17 protein-coding genes are annotated in these 19,263 nt (G+C 45.1%); all 17 read right to left on the bottom strand.

Annotated elements, in window-relative coordinates; translation table 11 throughout:
• Positions 1 to 269: 269 nt before the first annotated feature.
• The 17 genes from E5260_RS02510 to E5260_RS02430 all read right to left on the bottom strand — a co-directional run bounded on the left by E5260_RS02510 (position 270) and on the right by E5260_RS02430 (position 19,258).
• Positions 270 to 2,195: a copper-translocating P-type ATPase gene (locus E5260_RS02510; protein WP_003642308.1), complete on the bottom strand. Its 1,926-nt coding sequence runs from the start codon at positions 2,193 to 2,195 to the stop codon at positions 270 to 272.
• Positions 2,195 to 2,464, bottom strand: coding sequence for a cupredoxin domain-containing protein (locus tag E5260_RS02505; RefSeq protein WP_003642309.1), 270 nt, complete (start codon positions 2,462 to 2,464; stop codon positions 2,195 to 2,197). The genes E5260_RS02510 and E5260_RS02505 overlap by 1 nt, the downstream gene beginning before the upstream one ends.
• A gap of 15 nt (positions 2,465 to 2,479) precedes the next feature.
• Positions 2,480 to 2,854 carry a cupredoxin domain-containing protein gene (locus tag E5260_RS02500; protein ID WP_003642310.1) on the bottom strand — a complete coding sequence of 125 codons (375 nt, stop codon included), beginning with the start codon at positions 2,852 to 2,854 and terminating at the stop codon, positions 2,480 to 2,482.
• A gap of 406 nt (positions 2,855 to 3,260) precedes the next feature.
• Entirely contained in the window at positions 3,261 to 7,334 is a 4,074-nt protein-coding gene (locus E5260_RS02495) for a mucin-binding protein (RefSeq protein WP_003642311.1), read from the bottom strand.
• 133 nt (positions 7,335 to 7,467) lie between these two features.
• Positions 7,468 to 8,229, bottom strand: a complete 762-nt coding sequence (locus tag E5260_RS02490; RefSeq protein WP_003642312.1) for a helix-turn-helix domain-containing protein — start codon at positions 8,227 to 8,229, stop codon at positions 7,468 to 7,470.
• Positions 8,230 to 8,559: 330 nt separating this feature from the next.
• Positions 8,560 to 8,844, bottom strand: coding sequence for a TfoX/Sxy family protein (locus E5260_RS02485; protein ID WP_003642314.1), 285 nt, complete (start codon positions 8,842 to 8,844; stop codon positions 8,560 to 8,562).
• A 3-nt stretch (positions 8,845 to 8,847) separates the two neighbouring features.
• On the bottom strand, positions 8,848 to 10,176 hold the full coding sequence (locus E5260_RS02480) for a sensor histidine kinase (RefSeq protein ID WP_015380918.1): 1,329 nt from the start codon (positions 10,174 to 10,176) through the stop codon (positions 8,848 to 8,850).
• 209 nt (positions 10,177 to 10,385) lie between these two features.
• Positions 10,386 to 11,873 (bottom strand): Ig-like domain-containing protein, encoded by a 1,488-nt coding sequence (locus E5260_RS02475; protein WP_003642316.1) that lies wholly within the window; start codon positions 11,871 to 11,873, stop codon positions 10,386 to 10,388.
• Positions 11,866 to 12,291 (bottom strand): hypothetical protein, encoded by a 426-nt coding sequence (locus E5260_RS02470; RefSeq protein ID WP_003642317.1) that lies wholly within the window; start codon positions 12,289 to 12,291, stop codon positions 11,866 to 11,868. The genes E5260_RS02475 and E5260_RS02470 overlap by 8 nt, the downstream gene beginning before the upstream one ends.
• Positions 12,292 to 12,318: 27 nt before the next feature.
• Positions 12,319 to 13,383 carry a DUF916 and DUF3324 domain-containing protein gene (locus E5260_RS02465; RefSeq protein ID WP_003643384.1) on the bottom strand — a complete coding sequence of 355 codons (1,065 nt, stop codon included), beginning with the start codon at positions 13,381 to 13,383 and terminating at the stop codon, positions 12,319 to 12,321.
• Between the two features lie 56 nt (positions 13,384 to 13,439).
• A complete protein-coding gene (locus tag E5260_RS02460; RefSeq protein ID WP_003642319.1) occupies positions 13,440 to 14,144 on the bottom strand; it encodes a WxL domain-containing protein in 705 nt (234 codons plus the stop codon).
• Between the two features lie 724 nt (positions 14,145 to 14,868).
• On the bottom strand, positions 14,869 to 15,837 hold the full coding sequence (locus E5260_RS02455; RefSeq protein ID WP_003642320.1) for a quinone oxidoreductase family protein: 969 nt from the start codon (positions 15,835 to 15,837) through the stop codon (positions 14,869 to 14,871).
• 24 nt (positions 15,838 to 15,861) lie between these two features.
• On the bottom strand, positions 15,862 to 16,257 hold the full coding sequence (locus E5260_RS02450; RefSeq protein WP_003642321.1) for an iron-sulfur cluster biosynthesis family protein: 396 nt from the start codon (positions 16,255 to 16,257) through the stop codon (positions 15,862 to 15,864).
• Positions 16,258 to 16,352: 95 nt separating this feature from the next.
• Positions 16,353 to 16,985: a GyrI-like domain-containing protein gene (locus E5260_RS02445; protein WP_003642322.1), complete on the bottom strand. Its 633-nt coding sequence runs from the start codon at positions 16,983 to 16,985 to the stop codon at positions 16,353 to 16,355.
• Between the two features lie 180 nt (positions 16,986 to 17,165).
• Positions 17,166 to 18,209, bottom strand: a complete 1,044-nt coding sequence (locus tag E5260_RS02440; RefSeq protein ID WP_003642323.1) for a DUF916 and DUF3324 domain-containing protein — start codon at positions 18,207 to 18,209, stop codon at positions 17,166 to 17,168.
• A 72-nt stretch (positions 18,210 to 18,281) separates the two neighbouring features.
• Positions 18,282 to 18,890: a WxL domain-containing protein gene (locus tag E5260_RS02435; RefSeq protein WP_003642324.1), complete on the bottom strand. Its 609-nt coding sequence runs from the start codon at positions 18,888 to 18,890 to the stop codon at positions 18,282 to 18,284.
• Positions 18,887 to 19,258, bottom strand: a complete 372-nt coding sequence (locus tag E5260_RS02430; protein ID WP_003642325.1) for a cell surface protein — start codon at positions 19,256 to 19,258, stop codon at positions 18,887 to 18,889. Before E5260_RS02430 ends, E5260_RS02435 begins: the two co-directional genes overlap by 4 nt.
• Positions 19,259 to 19,263 lie beyond the last annotated feature (5 nt).

Here is a 19,263-nt window from a genome sequence, read left to right as displayed (position 1 = left end):
AACACCACACTTATCTCCGTTAAATGGGCATTCTTCTAATTTTACACTAACGATATGATACTTAATTAGTGTAAATCTAATACTCTTTTTTACTGATTGTGAAGAATTTATAGCCAGTTTTCTTCCTTAAATTGTCGACTCAAAAAGCGGGTGTCGCCTCCAGCTCAACAACGTGAACTGGCGTTAGACACCCGCATATTTTGTACCATTAACACACATTTCTGCTTGTTTAACAAGCACGATTTCATCCGACGCTATCTGCTCATCGTCTACGCAGGTTGGGCGTTCGAACTGATCTTAGCTTTATTTAGCAATACCGAACTCGTGACTACGGACAATGAACTAAAGGCCATTGCTAATCCGGCCAATTCGGGGCTAAGCGTCAGCCCAATGGCAAAGAAGAGGCCCGCCGCGACTGGAATCCCGAGCACGTTGTACACGAAAGCCCAGAACAGATTAAGTTTGATACGGTTAAACGTCTTCTTACTCAATGCCAACGCCCGGTCAACATCACGCAGATCGTTCTTAACAAGCACGATGCCACCAGCATCGATTGCAATATCAGTTCCGGAACCCATGGCAATCCCAACATCCGCCGTCGTCAACGCGGGGGCGTCATTAATACCATCGCCGACAAAGGCCACCTTGCCAGCCTTCTGGAACGCGTGAACGTGCTCAGCCTTATCACCTGGCAGCACATCAGCAATCACTTCATCAATACCGACTTGATCCGCCACAGCTTGTGCGACCCGTTCGTTATCGCCGGTTAACATGACCGTCTTCAAGCCACGTGCTTTCAAACTCGCAATGGCTACCTCAGACGTCGATTTGGCGACGTCTTGAATGGCAATCAATCCAATGATTTCGTGATTTAAGCCCACGTACACGACCGTTTTCGCCGCGTCCTGAAGCTCAGTGGCTTGGCGTTGTAATTCAGCACTAATCGGCTCATCAGTTAATAATTTATGATTACCGACCACCGCTAATTGGCCCTCAACTTGAGCAGTCACACCTTTACCCTCGATGGCTTGGAAGTTCGTGGCGGTTGGTGCTTGAATACCACGGGCCGTGCCGCGTTTTAATATTGCCGCAGCTAAAGGATGTTCCGAAGCCGCCTCTAAGCTAGTGGCAACGCGCAGTACTTGGGCTTCGTCGCCGATAACATCGGTCACTTGTGGGTGACCAACCGTAATCGTTCCCGTCTTATCAAAGATCACCGTTTTAACGTCATTGACAGCTTCCAAGACCTCACCATTTTTAATCAGGATCCCCATCTTGGCACCACGGCCGGTACCGACCATTAGTGCGGTCGGCGTAGCTAAACCTAGCGCACACGGGCAGGCAATCACGACCACAGCGACCGCAAAAATCAAGGCATTCGCGAGGCTAGCATTCAAGAAAACATACCAGGTCAAGAAGGTAACGATAGCAATAATTAGCACAATCGGCACAAAGATATCAGAAACTTTATCGGTCAGCTTTTGAATCGGTGCGTGACTGTTTTGTGCTTTTTTAACGAGCTCAACGATTTGAGCCAGCATTGTCTGGTCACCGACCTTGCTAGCTTTGAACTGAAAGGTCCCATTACTATTAATCGTTGAACCAATGACAGCGTCCGCCACCGTTTTTTGAACCGGCATACTTTCTCCCGTCACCATTGACTCATCAACCGTTGAGCGGCCAGTTGTAATTACACCATCAACGGGAATTTTTTCCCCTGGCTTGACCCGAATAATGTCGCCGACCACTACTTGATCCAACGGCACTTTTACAAATTCTTGATCGCGTAACACTTCCGCTTCCTTGGCTTGTAAGCCCACTAGCTTTGCGACCGCGCTGGACGCGTTGTGCCGCATTCGTTCTTCAAAGACTTGGCCGAGCAAAACGAAAGTGGTCACAAGTGCGGCACTTTCAAAGAAGACTGCTTGCCCTGTTGCCATTGCGTATAAGCTGTAAAAATAAGCCGTCGCAGTGCCAATCGCCACCAAAGTATCCATATTGGCATGGTGCTTAGTAAAGGACGCCCACGCACTTTGCAAGAACGGCCGAGCCGAAACAGCCATAATGATGGTCGTCAGAATCAACTGCGTCCAATCACCACCCGGGAGCATCCAGCCAAAGGGCATCAAAATCATATTAGCCAGTAGTGGCAGGGAAAATATTAATGAAATCCAAAACCGTTTCGTCGTGTTCATTACGCAATCACCACCTTGCCACTCACCATGTCCATCCCACAACTAAAGTAAAATTCACCGGCTCGATCAGTTGGTACCGTCACCGTTTGCGGTTGGTCAAGGGGTAACTCAGTCGTAAAGTGCAAGTCGGTTGAATGTACTTGCTCTAAGCACCCCTGCGTACTCGTGCGCGTAAACGTTAATTGGGCCGGTACACCTTGTTGTAACGTTACTTCTGCTGGGTCATAATGGCCGTCTACTGTAATATTGATTTGTTGTCGTGCGCTCATTTGATTTTCCTCCCACTATTTAATGATTAATTTTCCATGAAACATGTCCATCCCACAGGCCCATTGATATTCGCCAGACTTACTCGTATCAATCGTAATTGCTTCAACTTGATTTTGTGGCAATTCCTGATTGATACCGAAATCACTGAACACCACGTGATCCAGACAACCAGATGCATCTTTGCGCGTAAAATTAAGTACCGCCGGAACCCCTTTTTTCAACACGATTTGCTCTGGCGAATAGCCACCCTTAACCTCCACATCAACCTGCTGTAAATCATCAACCGCACTCGCGGTGACCGTTGTCGTAGCATGCTTCCCGAAGAACCACCACAGAATAAACCCAATTGCTAACCCACCAATTAATAAGACTAATACTTTAATCATCATTTTATTCGTCCCTTTCTCATTATCGTTTACACTTGTAATCTATATGTGTATATTAATCTTTTCGTTTACAATTGTCAACGATAAATGTTGTTTTTAGGCATAACCCTTAATTTTTTAAACGCCCCACCCAGTTGCTACTATCATATGTCTGACATTTAGTGTCACTACAAAAAGTGCCGCGTACGTTCCTTTGCTCAGTTATTAGTCGCCATTTCGACCGGTCAACTGACCGCATCAAAAGTACCAACGACGATATCACAAAAGGCAATCACTACCGTTTAATAAGAAACGTCAGTGATTGCCTATATTAATCATTCAAAACTAGCTGTCCCTCAAAGGAACGTTAACCCCGTCAATCCCGGTTCCTAAAGATCCGCAACTCACAACGGGTATCATCTCACAACTGTTAATCGCGGGACTTAATCTTCAGCCAACCTAAAATTGAACTCAATGCTAATCCAATCATCCCCAAGAGTGATAATTGCGTATTCTGCTCGTCCGTCTGGGGAAGGGTCGTCATCCGATGATGCTTAGTGGTACGTTTTGATACCGCCGGTGCACTAACCCAACCAATACCTGAAACGGACGCAGCTGTTTTCTGCTGATTCGTCTGCACAACGCTTTGATCTGACTCTGCTTGTGATGGCTGTGACGTCCGTGATTGTTCAGCCTGATTACGACTCAAATTGGCTTGATCACTTAATCCATCTGGTTGCTCAGAATCAGCTGGCTGACTCGGTTTTTGCAGTTCCCCTGGTTTTTCGGATTGACCCGGTTCTTCCGGTTGACTCGGTTGCTCGGGTTGACCCGGCTCTTCTGGTTGACTTGGTTGCTCAGGGTGCCCCGGCTCTTCTGGTTGACTTGGTTGCTCAGGTTGACCCGGTTCTTCCGGTTGACTTGGTTGCTCAGGTTGACCCGGTTCTTCCGGTTGACTTGGTTGCTCAGGTTGACCCGGTTCTTCCGGTTGACTTGGTTGCTCAGGTTGACCCGGTTCTTCCGGTTTGATTGCCGATTTCTTGTAAGTAACCACTACAACCTGATCGGCAGTTGTGACACTCACCTGCTGGGCTGCCACTTCTGTTAATGTGGTCGTGGCACCCGCTACAATTGGTGAAATAACGCCCGCCATTTCCGTTACCGAGACTGGTACCCATTCTTGGTATGTCACTTCGCCCGTCACTAAATCAATCATCGCATTGCGTTGAAATTGGACGGTTTGTAGGACCGAGGCTGCGGCTGTCGTGCCATCCTCATAAACATAGTGAATGATTCTAGTAACGGTGTGCGTTAAATCGGTGTCGCCACCCTCATCTGGAAACAAGATATTCGGATTGTCAGGATCAACTGGCTGTCCTGGTCGAGCAGGATTGCCTGGTGTTACCGTAATAATACGATGGTCATAAGTCACGATTGTCGTCATCAGGTCCGGATCAGTAATCGCGACCGTTTGAGCCGCTACAGTCCTTATGTCCGGATCAGTATAGCCTTGGACGACTAGCGTTGGTGACGTTACCGCGGCAAATTGACCACTGCCAACTAAAATCCACGCATAATCAGCTTGACTCGTATCAACTAATCCATCACCGTTTAAATCATAGCCTAAACATTTGCCAGTCTTTTTTTCAATAATTGCTGTTCGTTGGTAAATAACCAATTGCTGGACGGTCGTGGCAATCGATTGATGGGTCTGTCGATCAATATAGCTGATAACGCGCCGTTTATTTTGATACACCGTAACGGCCTGAGTTGCTAGTCGGTAATAAACATTGATCGTAACATCTTTATCATCGACCCCAGCAACCATCTGCTCCGGCACTACTTTTAGGTCCGGCGCTGCGTAGCCCTCATGGCTCAGATCTGGCGACTTAACCGCGCCAAACCACGGCCCTGAACCAACAATCAACCATGCTTCATCTGCCAATTGTGTCTCAATCTGTCCGTCCCCGTTGGTATCGTAGCCAAGTATCGTTCCGTCATGAGCAACCACAGCTAATAATTGATACTTAACCGTTTGAACAACAGCATGTAGTGACGCGATGGGTTGCAGTGTTCCACCATCGATATAGTTAATCGTCCGGGTAACCGTTCGCTGCGTCGTTGCAATATGCGTTTGTTGCTGATACTTGACAATTACATTTGTATTCATCGTTCTATCACCACCATTAATGATCACTGTTTGCCCCGCAACTACCGGAATATCAGGAGCTTGATAACCCTGCGCAGATAAGTCTGGTGAGACAACCTGTACCCAATCTTGATCCGTTGGCGGTACTAACAGCCATGCAATTGTCCCATCACTAGTATCAACAATTCCGTCGCCGTTTGTATCATAGCCGAGCAATTCATGAGTTTTAGCATTAAAAATGGCAAATCGCACGACCCGTACATTTTGTATAACTGGGCCAGCAAGCACCGCCCCAGTTCGCTCATCTTGGTAATTGATCGTCCGCGTTATCGCTGAATATTCCGGTATCCGGCTGATAGGTATTATGGGCTCATGCGATGGTTGGACGTTCAACCAAGTCGTTGCAGTCTGATCGCCAAATTGGTAAGTGATTAGATAGCAATGCTGGCCCGCAATATGTGTATCAACTGCATTCAACCCTGATAAACGTGTCCCAGCCGCATCTGTAATCGTGATCTTCAGTTGCCCGGTTGCTAGTAGATGGCGAAAACCAGCTAAAGTATCAATGCTCGTACCATCCGACTTAATCACTGCAATTAAGTAATCCAACGGGTCATCAGTAACCACTTGACCAAAACCATAATTATGCTCGTTTTGGCTCGTAATCGTCTCTCGAATAGCACTGTCAACATCGCCATATCCATATTGTAAAACGGCCGCTGAATCAACATTTTGATTAGTTGTAAAGACAGCATGTGGTGCCACGATTTTACCAGTTATCATCGTGGTATTCTGAATACGCATGGCATGATTGAAGTTCCAGACTAGATTCGGTGTACTACTAGAAAAACCGCCACCAATGGTTAACGCTGGTGCTGCCGTGACGACGTTATAAATAACCACATCATCATTATTAAAACCAGTGGTCCGAATACCACTGTGCCAGTCATTCAAATCAATATTCACGGCATAATAATGGTGTCCTTGATAAGAGCCCAAATCAGCAGTTCCAGACTCACCAATCAGCATCTTACTCAACGTGCCACCATTAGTTGCCGATAAAATGGTTCCTGCAGTAACTAGTTGATCATAAAAGTCACTAATATTGATCTGAGCTTGACTAAATTCTTGCGCATTGATTAACGAAGAATCAACCGTAACGCTCGGTAAACCTTTGATTGCACCATTTCCTGTTGGCCGAGGCTTCGTAAAATCCATATCCTGATTAGCTACGGGACGGTCCACCAATCCATTGGTAGTTGTAAACGTGATTGTATTGTTTGTCACTGACAAACCACCGTTTATGATGGTCTCCCATTCATCATCCTGGCCAGAACGAATTGTCGCCCCCGTATTGATAACGTGCAGACCACCACTAATCGTAGCCACACTACCATCAAACGAACTATTCACAATCGTAATTCCTGTAAGTGCAATAATTCGATACGTGGACAACCAATCTTGGATCAAAGCAATCAAAGCCGCTTGCCCATGCTGTTTGGCATACTGATCAAGATAGTTCTTATCGGCTAAGTTCTTTGCTGTTGTCAAAAACGACGAAGCGGTGACTGTCCGTTGCTTGCTCGGCTGCTTTGTTGCAACTGGTATGTTTATTGACTTAGTGACATTTGTTTTATTCAATGCCCTTTTCTCAACCCTGCTGCTCATTTGATCAGTTGCCGCTACAGCTCGGCTTGAATTTGAGTTCACAGGGGTAGCTGTCGTCACGGTACTCACTGATGACTGTGAATGAACAGTCCCCGATAAATCTGAATCGATCGTCTTACCTTGACCGCCTGAGTGTTGCGCCTCAGATAAACTTTCAGAATGGGCCCCACTGTCAGCACCTAGTGCGCTAGCTGAACTGGCCATATCAATCGCATGATGAGTGCCAGTTGAGTTGGCTGCTGGCGCCTGATCAGAACTTGTTGCGGCTGACGCCTGATTAGTACTGGCACCCGCAGAAGCTGCTGTTGAGTCACTTGCCTGTTGATCAACAGCTGTTTTATCTTGCTGTGTTGACCGCTGTTGGGCTTCACTAGTCGTTGGACTGACCGCCTCAACAGTGCCAGTCGTAGCAGATTGCTCCGAACTAGTCCTGTCAGCTGACTTGCTGGACTGGGCGGTCACACTGTGGCGGTCACGAGTTACCGCAGTTTTTGAAATCCGTGCTACTTCTGTTAATTGGTCTTGACTATCCGTTTCTAACTGCACCGAATGACTCGACATGGTAACCGTCTCAGCTTCACTTGCTTGAGCCACTGTCGGCACAATTCTCCAACCTAAAATTAAAACACTAGAAAACAACCAAACCTTGGGATTGGTTACGCGCCATTTGCCCCGTGTATATCGCATAGTAATTTGCCTCTGTTAATTTTAGTCAAATATCGACATATTTTGAATTTTGAGACATAGTATACCTGCTTTTATGCGAGTAAAACGGGGGTTTGTATTTACGCGAAAAAGGTTATCTTTAAAAATACAAGTACTAATCAGTTCGTGTATTAAGTTGTCGAAATTCTAAGGGCGTTTGACCGGTCTCCTTCTTGAATCGTTTTGAAAAATCGGCGGCATCGTAGAAACAGAGTTCAGCAGCAATGGCTCGAATGGTTAAATCCGTTGCCAACAACATATGCTCAGCTTCCTGAATTTTCTTGGCATTGATGTAATCACGAATCGACATATGCATCTCTTGACTAAACGACCGCCGCACTGACTCAGGATTGCACCGCGCATTGACGTGGGCCAATACCTTTTTCACCGATAATTGATCATGCAGGTGAGCATTGGTATAGTACATCACATCGAGCGTTGACTCTAAATGTGCGTTATAAGCTAATGCGTTCGGTTTGGCAATTGCGGCAAAATCACGAATAATCTGCACAACTAGTGGCTGGTAACGTTCCGTCGTCACGGGTAATTTAACTAACCAACGGTGATAATCATTACGTAGCTTAACAAATTCATAAATCTCAGCATGATTTTGGATTCCCTCAAAAGCTAAGACATCAACCAGCGCACTGAGTTGCAGCTGTTTTTCCTCACTCGATAATTTATTTAATAAATCGCGCGAACGGGTCAGATTTTTCTTAGCAAATTGAATGCCTTCTTCAATCTTTCCGGCCCGGTAAAATCGAATAAAATCTCGTTCTAAGTAACCTAATAAGATCAGCCCCTTGGTGGTTGGGTGCTGATCATTATAATCACGCATTTGATGTAAATATTGTACAAATTGTAGTTCTGTCCCCATAATCTGTAACTCCTTTACGTTATTGGTCAAAATTTGTTAACCCAAAAATAATGCTCATTTTAACAGATGTCTAGCAGTAATACTATTTACATTTGCCATCTGACAATTTACAATGCTAACTAATCCCGCTGTACACTAATGATTCTAACAAATATTTTTTATTTAACAATCAATACACAAAAGCGGTTATCCCTCGTAATCTGGGATAACCGCTTTAAAGCAATCATTTTTATGTTAACCAATTCACATAAAGTGAAAAAAGTATGGTCTTAATTATCTAAAAGCTTATCGTTAAATTCTCCGACCAGCGCTCACATTGCCATTCATGAGTTATAGCAATGATCTAAAAAATTGTTTTAAATCTTCGCGAGTTGCCGGTGATAACTGTGGGTAAGCGCAATTCTCAATTGCGCCTTGTAACGAATACAATAATTGAATACAAGCGTGGGGGTTGGCTTTTTTTATGGCAGTAAAAGCGACTTTGCTACCCGTTGACTTTAGCTGTTCGGGTGTCGTAATCGCAACGGCTTGCAATTGTTTGGCTAATGTTGGCCCAATATTAGGTAATGTTGTTAGTAATGCCACCAAATTCAGATCCTTTCGATTCATAATCATAGTTTAATGTTTGATAATGAGCTCTGCAATAAAGTTGCCCTCTTCAATACAATAATTAACAACTAATTGATCTGTAGTTAATTGTTCAATACTACTCAATCCATAACCCAAATGTCCTGGTTTAGTTGTAAATCGACTTTTCTTGATAACTGATAAATCTACCGCTTCATGCGTTGGAATTTGATTTGTAATCGAAAATACCGTTGTGTGAGCATCCCGATTTTTAACAGTTAGCGCCACTTGATGATTCGCTCGGGCAGCAGCATCCGTCGCATTATCCAGCAAATTACCCAAAATCCGCACTACTTTTATCTGTGGAATATCCGCTAACGTGACTTTCTCTAAGATTGTCACCACTAAATGAACGTTCTGACCGTTGGCTGCCTCATATTTTGCATAAATTAGACCACTGACCGTCGGCATATCCAAGCGACTCAAATCACTCAGTCCCGACTGACGATTAAGGGTTACTCTGGCAGGCATTACTTCCGTTGTAAAATAACGCTTTAAGCCGGCCATATCATTGTTCTGAATAAATGCCGACATGCTCAAAAGAATATTCTCATAATCATGTTTAAACAAATGTAAATCACGGTTATGGTGGCTTAATAATTCGTTGTAATTTGAGACTTGTAGCAATAGCTGCGCATCATTCAAGTGACTGTTTTTATTACTAATTAAATACGACCCGATAATGCCAAACGTCACGATAGCCGCAATTGCCATATACGTTTGCGCATTGACTGACCATTCCATCGCAAAAACATACGCAATAATGTAAATAGCAAAAAACAAAATAACTAATAAGTAATCGCTAATATTAACACGCGCCCGTTGCAAGAAATCGGCGGCCGACACTTGTACTAACCAGCGATGCGCTAACATCCCTAAAATAATAATGACCGGCAGCATCATAATCGACGCTAAAAAGAGATTAATATCCGCTGTCGAATGTAGACCTATCGCTTGCCGTAATAACATTGGCGATGCAGATTGGGCTACAGCCTTGGCAATGACACCCATGATCGCCCCTACTAATCGCTTAAGCGCATTCAAAAAGATTGCCACCGGTAACATTAAAATCCACTGGGTGTACAACAACCGAGAACTCATAAAGGTGGTCACACAAACAATCGGGATGATCCAAAAATAAGCCAGAGGGACTTGGGGCCATAAGTTTGAAGCCACTTCCCCCAGGCTCATCGTAATGATAACCAGACTTAGCCAAATGATGGCAATCCGCCAAGTGACATATTCTCTAAAACCAATCATTAAAAACAACATTTCATAACCGCCAGAAATCAACGACAGCGCTAAAAGTACTGCTGACACGCCAACCACCTCATCATATTAATACATTTGTTAGTTCACTTTACTATATCAGAAATACGGCTTCATTAAACCCTTTACTCTATATTGTAAACATAAATTTGCATTAAACTATAATAAAGCCCTTACAATCTTATTATTAATTATTCATAAAAAAAGACATTGCAAATCGACATACTTTTGCAATATCTTTTAACCACTTATATTAATTTTTAAGGTGTATCCTGTAAGGTCCAATTAATCGTCCCACTGTAACTGTCAATTTGCACACTAGGCTGGACATCCAATAAAATACCCTGACTGCTCGACCAACCACTTGCAGCATTAGTGCTCGTCGTACCCGCGATTTTCTTGCCAGAACTGACTGTTACCGAAGTATTCGTCAGCACCTGTTTGTTCCCCGCGTTCAGATAAATCAGGTTGCCACTCATGGTCCGCGTACTGGATTTCATGGCAGTTGCTGTCGCCCGTAAGTACCACTGTGAACCGGTCTTCCGTGTGTCATTAACAGTGATGTTCCAAGCATTTGTCGGCTGATATAGTGTTTCTTTAAACGGAATCGTCAGGGTGCCAAACGTCAAACTTGCTGGTAATGTGCCCAGACTCAACGTTCCATCCCGCATCGTCACAGTAATTGCCTTAGCATCCGACTTCAGCCCAGAACTGCCTTTCCCATAAATATTGATCGTGGTGCTGCTACCAACGGCTAAACTACTCAACTTGCTCGCTAAACTAGTCTCGTCGGCCGCGTAAGTAATTGTGTCAGTCGCACTATCCGGATTTGTCGCAACGATGCCAGCTTGCTTAACTAACCAGGCGACGACCGCGCTATCACTTGTCAGTGAATCTAAGTCACCAGGATATAGATCGACTGCCGTCTTTGAACTAGTAATATTTAGTTTTTTGAGGGTCACCGCTGCGGTCGCCGTCCCCTTATCACCGGTAATCTCATCGACCTCAGTGACGGTGACGTTACTTAAAGTACCGAGTGCAGTCCCAAGATTCAGCGTGTACGTTCCATCGCTTCCGACCGTCGTCGTCACACCATTAACATTACTACTGATCGTATTGCCGGGTGTCCCGGTTCCTTTGATCGTCGTATCAGTCGAATAAAGTGTCCCCGTAATTTTAGGAGATAATGTCTGCGCGTTGAAACGCCCCAGCTGATAGGTACCTTCCTCACCATTCACTGTGATTCGGAAGCCAATATAGATTGGCAACTCACTTTTAATATTTTGAAAATTGACCGATAACGTCTGCGTCTGTTTTGAAGAACTAATCATAATCGAATTGCCACTGCCAAGACTAGTAGGTGTAGCCGTAACTAATGTCGCCCCGGTGTAGCTCCCACTTGCCGGACCAGCCATAATATCAAAATAAGCTTTTGACATCGAGTTACTAGATTTTAAGGTAATCGAACCCGTCATCGTCATTGTAATTTGGGTCGTCTGCCTCGTAATTCGACCATTATCCGCATAGTTAGCGGACACATTGCCTAATGCTGGATACGCTTGCAAACCGTTATCAACATTACTACCAACCGAATTACCACCCGGTACGGCCTGAAAAGCAGCATTAGCTTTCACGTCCGTCATCTTGCTCGTCAAAGTCGCAGCGTTACCCTCTAAGGGCAGCAAATTCAGCAAGCCGAGTATACCGAATACAAGAATTAGTAACCATTTTACTCGTCTGTTACGCATTCCGTTCACCCCCATCTTGCCGTTTTAATATTCGGTACAACGCGCCTGCTAAAACACTAGCTAACAACCCCATCCCACCAAGGATACTGCCAATGACAAGCCGCTCACTCGTTTGGGGCAATTGTTGACCATTGCGTGATTGCCCACGCAACCAGCCATCGATAATTAGTTGTCGGCGGATTGGCTTGCGCTCTGACTGATTTCTCTGACCCTGGGTACCCGGGTCAGCTGGTCTAATAACGTACGGGTGACCACCATCAGGAATCACACGGGCGGGAATAATCCGGTCAGCACTATACTCAGTCTCATAAAACCCCACACTGATCTCAGTGCGACCGTGTGTTGCCGCCCGCACTGGTATTGCCCAGCTCAGCACGAGCATTACCCCTAATATTAATCGCCACCATTTATTCGGCATGGTCCTTCCCCCATTTCACTGACCGAACTAAGCACGCCGCCGCTTTTTGATCCAGAAAAAGATTAATAGACCGATTAATCCAATAATTAACATGCCTAACGCTCCGAATAGAATAAACCAGCCAACGCTCATTCCCGAATTATCAACGGAAGCCTGATTATACTTATCTGCCGCGGCCGTACTGATGACAAAATCTTTATCAAACACCCATCGATGATCGGTATTTTTAGCAACTAGCCGGACATGATACGAACCAGCCTGCAAACGATTGGTCCCTGTCAAAATTGGTACTTTATAAACTGAGTTAGGTGCTAATTGCACATTCTTCTGTGTAAAGTTCTTGATGACCTTGCCACTATTCTTACTCGTTAACCTAGCCGTAATCGTTAGTTTGGGGACGATCACCGCAGTAACGTTGCGTAATTGTGGAAACACCCCTCGCCGATAATTCTGCATGCCCACCGTAATCGTATCGAGCTTCAATTGTGGTTGTGGCACTATACCAGCAGTATATTTCAGTCCAATCACATACGAATACTGATTGGCAATATTCATGGAACCCTTAACACTTCCGGTGACTTTATTGGCGACCCGTTTAAAATACCAACCGCCTAAAATCACACCGTTCACCGCTTGCTTAGGCATCGTAACCGTCGCCGTTACCACTTTCGACCCGTTTGCGGGTATCGTGATGGTCGTTGGTCCCTGTATTTTGGTGATTTGGTCCATTCGATACTTCAAAGAAGGATCATAACTTTTAGTTGGTGTCACGTACTCGATAATGCCATTGCCGTTCGTATAAGCCGTATGAATCGCCGTTTGAACCTTGATGTCAGCGTTGGTGACGTTATAAATCGTCGTCTGAATCTGTTGCTGTCGGCCACGCGTCATTTTTAAATCAAAATAGGAATTATGTTGATCAATCTGATTATTCGGAATCTTCGCGGCCACGCTAAACCCGATGTCATTGCTTTGCGTGGTTTTACTGCTACTGCTACTTGCGCTACTGGCTGCCAATCCACTAACGCTGCTAACTTGCAGACCTAAAATTAACGTCCCCACAATGACCATGATTCGCTTCAATAATTGCATCTTCTCGCCCCCATTACTCACATATGTACTTGGGGCGCCGTTCGCCCCGATGACGCTTAATTTGTTGGTAAATCACTCAATGTCCAATTCAGGTTAGCGCTATAGGCCTGCGCCTTAACCGTATTAGCCTTAATATTCAGTGTCAACGCCTTTGGATCTAAGCGACTAACAGTTACCCCGGAACCACCGCCCTTATCGGCATTTAAGACGGCACTTGATCCCACCGTACCATTTAAAGCAACTTCGGAAGCCGTGGCAACCGCACCATTGGCCTCCGAGCCGCTGTTGACCACGTCACCTTTTGGTAAACTGAGCGTTGCGCCCTTTGCAGCCGTACCATCCGTTCCTGTTAAATTGGAGCCGGTAACCGTTAATTTCCAGCCGGCATTGGTTCCCCGAACATCAGAAACTTCTACAACCATCTTATCCTGCCATAGCAAAGTATATGAACTAGTTGGGTCAACCTTATATTGTTGATCATTTAAAACGTCCAGCTCATGCGTCCCGTATCCTAACGATTTAGACACAAAAATCAGCGACAGGTCGCCACCTGCTGCCGCCCCGTTGTCACCATCGCCATCAGTACTTGGCACATCAGGATTTGATGGATCAACTGGCGTCACCGTGGACGTACTCTTCGTAAATTCCGCTTTGATATCCGTATTCCCACTACGATTTTCTGCAGCATTGGCAACAATCGGTGTACTACCCGCTAATAATAAAGTTCCTGCCATTAATAAGTGTCCTAACATTGGCTTCATGGTATAAATCCCCCTTTTTCATTTACCAGCGCTTGTTTAGCTTTCATCAACTAAGAACGGTGGTCATTATCAACAATGATTGCTCTCATAACAATTCATAAATTACTGGCACTAAATCACTTGTGACCTCCCCCAATAACCTTGTACGATTGATTAATTAATTTAAATGCCGACTCCTTTGACCACATTTTCATTATATTGGTTGGTCAGTAACAGCGCTAATAATGTATAACGTTAACTATATTTACAAACCCGGATTGTTCGTGTAACCGTTATCAAGCTTGGGTTGCTTGAGATAATTAGGCGAACTTCCTTTAAAGCCGTTCACCAACAATCGATGGCTATCCGAATAAATAAATTCATATCAACAATCTAGTATAGGTAGTAAATTAATTATTTTTCTGCCATTGCTTCTGGTGCTGCACCACAAAAAGTCCAACCCTTGCTGACAAGTGTTGGACTTTCGTCATCGATATTCTTTTCAAGTCTGCGTATTACCACGGAAGAATGCCATTAACATTAGTAAAGATCGCCGTATCGATCACCTTTCGGATTGTTAGCACGCCGGTCCTTTCACAGATAATATTGGTCGCAACTTTAGACGCGCGGGAGCCGACTGTCCAGTCCTCCTGCCAAGTAATCACTTTAAATCACCAAAATTACAATACTATTGTTGACATAGTATTACTGATTAATTAATCAGGCTTTCAATCGTTATGCTGAATCAACTCGGTAATAACACAAAGCGCTGGTGATGATCCGTGCCTGCTTCCAATTGAGCGTGACACTGAGCGGCATCCTTAAAATATCGCTGGCTGACCTGATCATCCAATAGCAGTCCGGCGCTAAAAGCTCGGTTTAAACGACTGGCCGCTTGTGCTAACTGGTCAACCGTTGCATGGCTAATCACAAAACCAGTGATTCGTTGTTGAGACATGTAAAACTGGCGAACAGGGAACTCAAATTGGTTATCCTGCGGTGCCGTAATCAATGTCACCTGACCACCTAATCGTAATAACGCTAAATTAATCGCCAGTGGTACGCGTCCCGAGGTATCAATCACATGGTCAAAAGTCCACTGATCCGTCGTTAACTGGTCCGCAAACCCCGCGTGATAATCATAACAGGCGGTACTACCTAGCTGCTGACACCGTGCAAAATCTCGTGGTGATGCGGTTATCACAACCGTCACGCCCATTTGATGCGCAAGTTGAATCAGCTTGCGGCCAACGTTGCCCGCGGCACCTTCAATTAGGAGTGTCTGGCCGCGACGAATTTCCATGACGTCGTTAAGTACGATGGCGGCTGTTGCAGCTGAATGGACCGCCGCGACGAGTGGCATGGGCGCCACGCCATCAGGAACGTGATACAAGCGATCAGTTGGCACCGCCACATACTCGGCCGTTGCGCCCATTCGGCCTTCATAGCCCATTGAGTTCGTCCAGACTTGGTCGCCGATTTGAAAGTCCGGTTGCGAACTGGCTACGACCTCACCGACTAAATCACGTCCCGCCACGTGTGGTGCTGCCAGGGCCGTCTTAAACGCCCCACTCCGAACAAACGTATCAACATGATTAACGGCCACCGCCATGACCTTCACTAAGACGGTCGCAGTTGTCGCCACCGGCCGTTGCACGTCAGCAATGCGCAATACATCGGGACTACCAAAATTGTCAAAAATAACTGCCTTCATTATTATGCCTTCTTCATATCGCAATTAACAAGTTAGGTTGTCGGCTGGGACGCCCTGTTCAAAAGCAGCTAAAACTTCCGCTCCTTTAGCGATTTGAACGGCATTGTCCAGCATATGGGCATTGTCCTTAATAGCGATCCGCCCCTGATCGTAATCCATCTTAATACCATCGTTAAAGAAAATGAGATCGTATGTGGAGGTCCAAAGCGCGAGGCTTTGATTATTCACCACCGTTACGTTGTATTCCGGGTCCGGCTGATCAAGTACGATTATCGTAAATTTAGTTCCAATACTGCAAGCACCTCCGTGCAAAGAGTACTTGCCACCACCATCATCCGTCACCAAAACCAATTGCTTCTTATCAAAGCCCTTCGCAACCAATAAAGCTTTCAGCCGATCACTAATCTCTATTTGCGTCATACTATCAGCACCCCTTAATTATAATTTTATATGAGTTAAAATATAATTAAATTATATTCGTGCTTCACGCCCAATGCCAGTCAAAAGTTTTCGCATTAATTCGACGCCACTCGATATCGGAGAATGGTTTTCAGTTTATCAGGTGCCACCCGCCGTGCATCGGATAAATAAATTTCTCGATGAATCTTGCTAGTACGATGCATCCCCTGATTGGCGACCAGTTCATCTATCTTGGCAAAACTCGCGGGTTCATCGTCATAAGCACCCAGGTGCAGAATCTGTGCCACTTGCATTGCGTCGAACTGCTGCACGTTAATTTGTTCAGTTGGCAGTTGTTTCTTAGCTTTAACCGCTGCCAAAGCCGGTGCAATCAGTTCATTGGGAACAAAGTCTGGAACCCGAATCATAATGTCATAACTGAACTCATCTTTGTCAAGATGGTCAAGTTGCTGTCCCTTAATCGTCAATGACCAGACCCCTTCAAGCGGAAAAACAACGTAATCATCAAATTCACACGCCTGTGTTTGCGCATACTGCTTATACGCATGCTTGAGCCCATAAGCAGCTGGATATAACGTTTGCAGGTGCGTCTGAAACTCTGGGCCATTGGGATTCCCCGTTCCATGGATACTCATAAAAGTTTGGGCTGGAATCGTCAACAGTTGGGGTTGCTTCTTAGTAGCATAGGTTGTTTTTTCTTGTTTACGCCATTCATACTTCATCTTCATTCACATCCTTTAAGTTAACTACACTTTCATTATACTTAGAAACAAGCCGCTGCGCATTGCCTGCAAAAAGATAATGAGTAAGTTAGCAAAGGTAAATTTGTATTCATTGCCACCGAACCCACAAAAAAGACTCGGCCAACCTGACCGAGTCCGTTTATAACAGTACTAATGGCTATGAATTTATGATTTATCTTTAAGCCGTTCTTCTAATCGCTTGATCTTTAGCTGCTTGCGATGAATGTACCAAGCAATCAGTAACAACAAGATGACTAGCAGACCGAGGCTGATCCACAACCCCCAGTTAGTATGATGTTCAATCACGGCGGTTTTGTTGAGTTGGTTCGCACGATCACGCGTGATTTCAAAATCTTTGGTGAACGTCCAATGTTGCTTTTTGGACTTCACGGCCAACTTAGCGGTATATTGGCCGGGTTTCAACGCATCCCGGCCAACCCGTAACGGTAAGGCATAAACTGAATTAGGTGCCATCTGACCATGTTCATTGACCTGCTTGTAGCGCACTTTGTTACTACCACGACGATAGATTTGGACATCAGTTTTGACTTGATTCAAGAAAGCGGCCGTTCGATTTTGTAGGGGTAAACTAATTTGGTTATACCCGTTATTTTGCGTCGCATCAATCTTACCCAATGTCAACTTGTTCTTGGTGAGCGCGTGGTCACCATGCAATACGACCGCCACTGAGTAAGCGTATTGATTCTTAATCGCCATTGCGCTCTTACTCTGTTGTTTGGCGGCCTTTTTTAAGAAACTCAGTCCACCAACGACAACACCATCATACTTCTGAGCCGGCATTTTCACCTTAAAAGTCACGATCTTACTGGTTCCCTTAGCAAGGGTAATCTTATTCGCCGCCGTCGTAATCAGTTGACTAGCATCAGCTGGCAAATCAATGTTCTTGCCATCAGCCGTTGCCTGATACTCAACCACCCCATTGGGATTAGTTGTCGCCGGTACAATTGCCGTATGCACGGTGATTTCCTGAGTACTTGTGTTCGTCACTTTCACTGCCAAAGTGGTTGTTTGGCTAGGCTTTAGTTTCAGATCATAGTATGAAACAGCCTTATCGATTTGATATTTGGAAGCCACCGGTGCGACCTCAAAACCGACTGTGTTAGCCGAACCCGTTCGTCCCCAGCTTAGACTAACTAATCCGACTAGCAAACCAATTCCTAACTGCCACCATCTCTTTGTTAACATCATTTCTCCCCCTAATCATGATTCGGAAAAATGACATTAACCCCTACTAGCCATTATTTTTCCGATCAATACTTATTAGCTATTCGCTGGTGCAGTATTCAAGCTCCAAGTTAACGTTGTACTATAACTTCCCGTAGCTCGTGCCGTAGTCTTGGGAACCATTAGTTGTGACTTAGCAATATCAGCCACGTTCTTACCATTCCCCTTACCCACAGCGGCGGTCATCAAAACCTTGTCACTATTGAGTGTATCTAGCGCAACACCGGTATTGGCCGTTGCGTCCGCACCAGTCGTCGATGCATTTGAATCCAAAACACCATTCAATGTTAGAATCGCACCCGTCAATTCTTTATTAGCAACCGCTTTGTCGTTTTTAAAAACGTCATTTTGCTTCACACGTAAATCCCAACCAGCAGCCGTTCCCCGTAAGTCCACAACGGATACCGCCGCTGACTTATTCGTGTTGTCATAGTTATCGTCTTTGGTAGCTGCGGTGATTTGGTTGGTACCAAAGTCAAGACTAGCACCAGCTAAGTCCGTATCACCATTATCAATAGTGATGTCGCCCCCAGTGAAACCAACTGTCCCATTAGACGTTTGTGGCGTATCGGCCGCACTCGCGGTCAAACCTGATGTTGCAATCAATGCTGCTGAGAATAAAAGTCCTAATAATGTTTTTTTCATGATAATGAACTCCTTTTTTTTAGATAGTTAACCAATTGCCAACCAATTAAAACGACCAATAACCCAATACCACCAATGAAAGCACTCAGCCACCATTGTTCACTCGTTTGTGGTAACCACCCCGGGTTCTGATGATGAACAGCTTGACTAGCATTCGGCTGATGCACAATCGAATGACTCGACTTTGACGCTTCAGTCACCTGTAACTGATTAGCGCCAGTGTCTGAGTTCGATGACTCAGCCTGGCCGTCGAAGCGAATCGTTGCTGGGCTCTCAGCCGTACTAGCCACACCAATAATCGGTGCTGACAACCACCCCCAACAAAGTAGGGTACTGATGGCAATTGTGATGAACCCCAAACGCTTCATCAACA

The organism is Lactiplantibacillus plantarum (assembly GCF_014131735.1).
GTDB classification, from domain to species: Bacteria; Bacillota; Bacilli; order Lactobacillales; family Lactobacillaceae; genus Lactiplantibacillus; species Lactiplantibacillus plantarum.
This window is presented reverse-complemented; position numbering and strand designations above follow the sequence as displayed.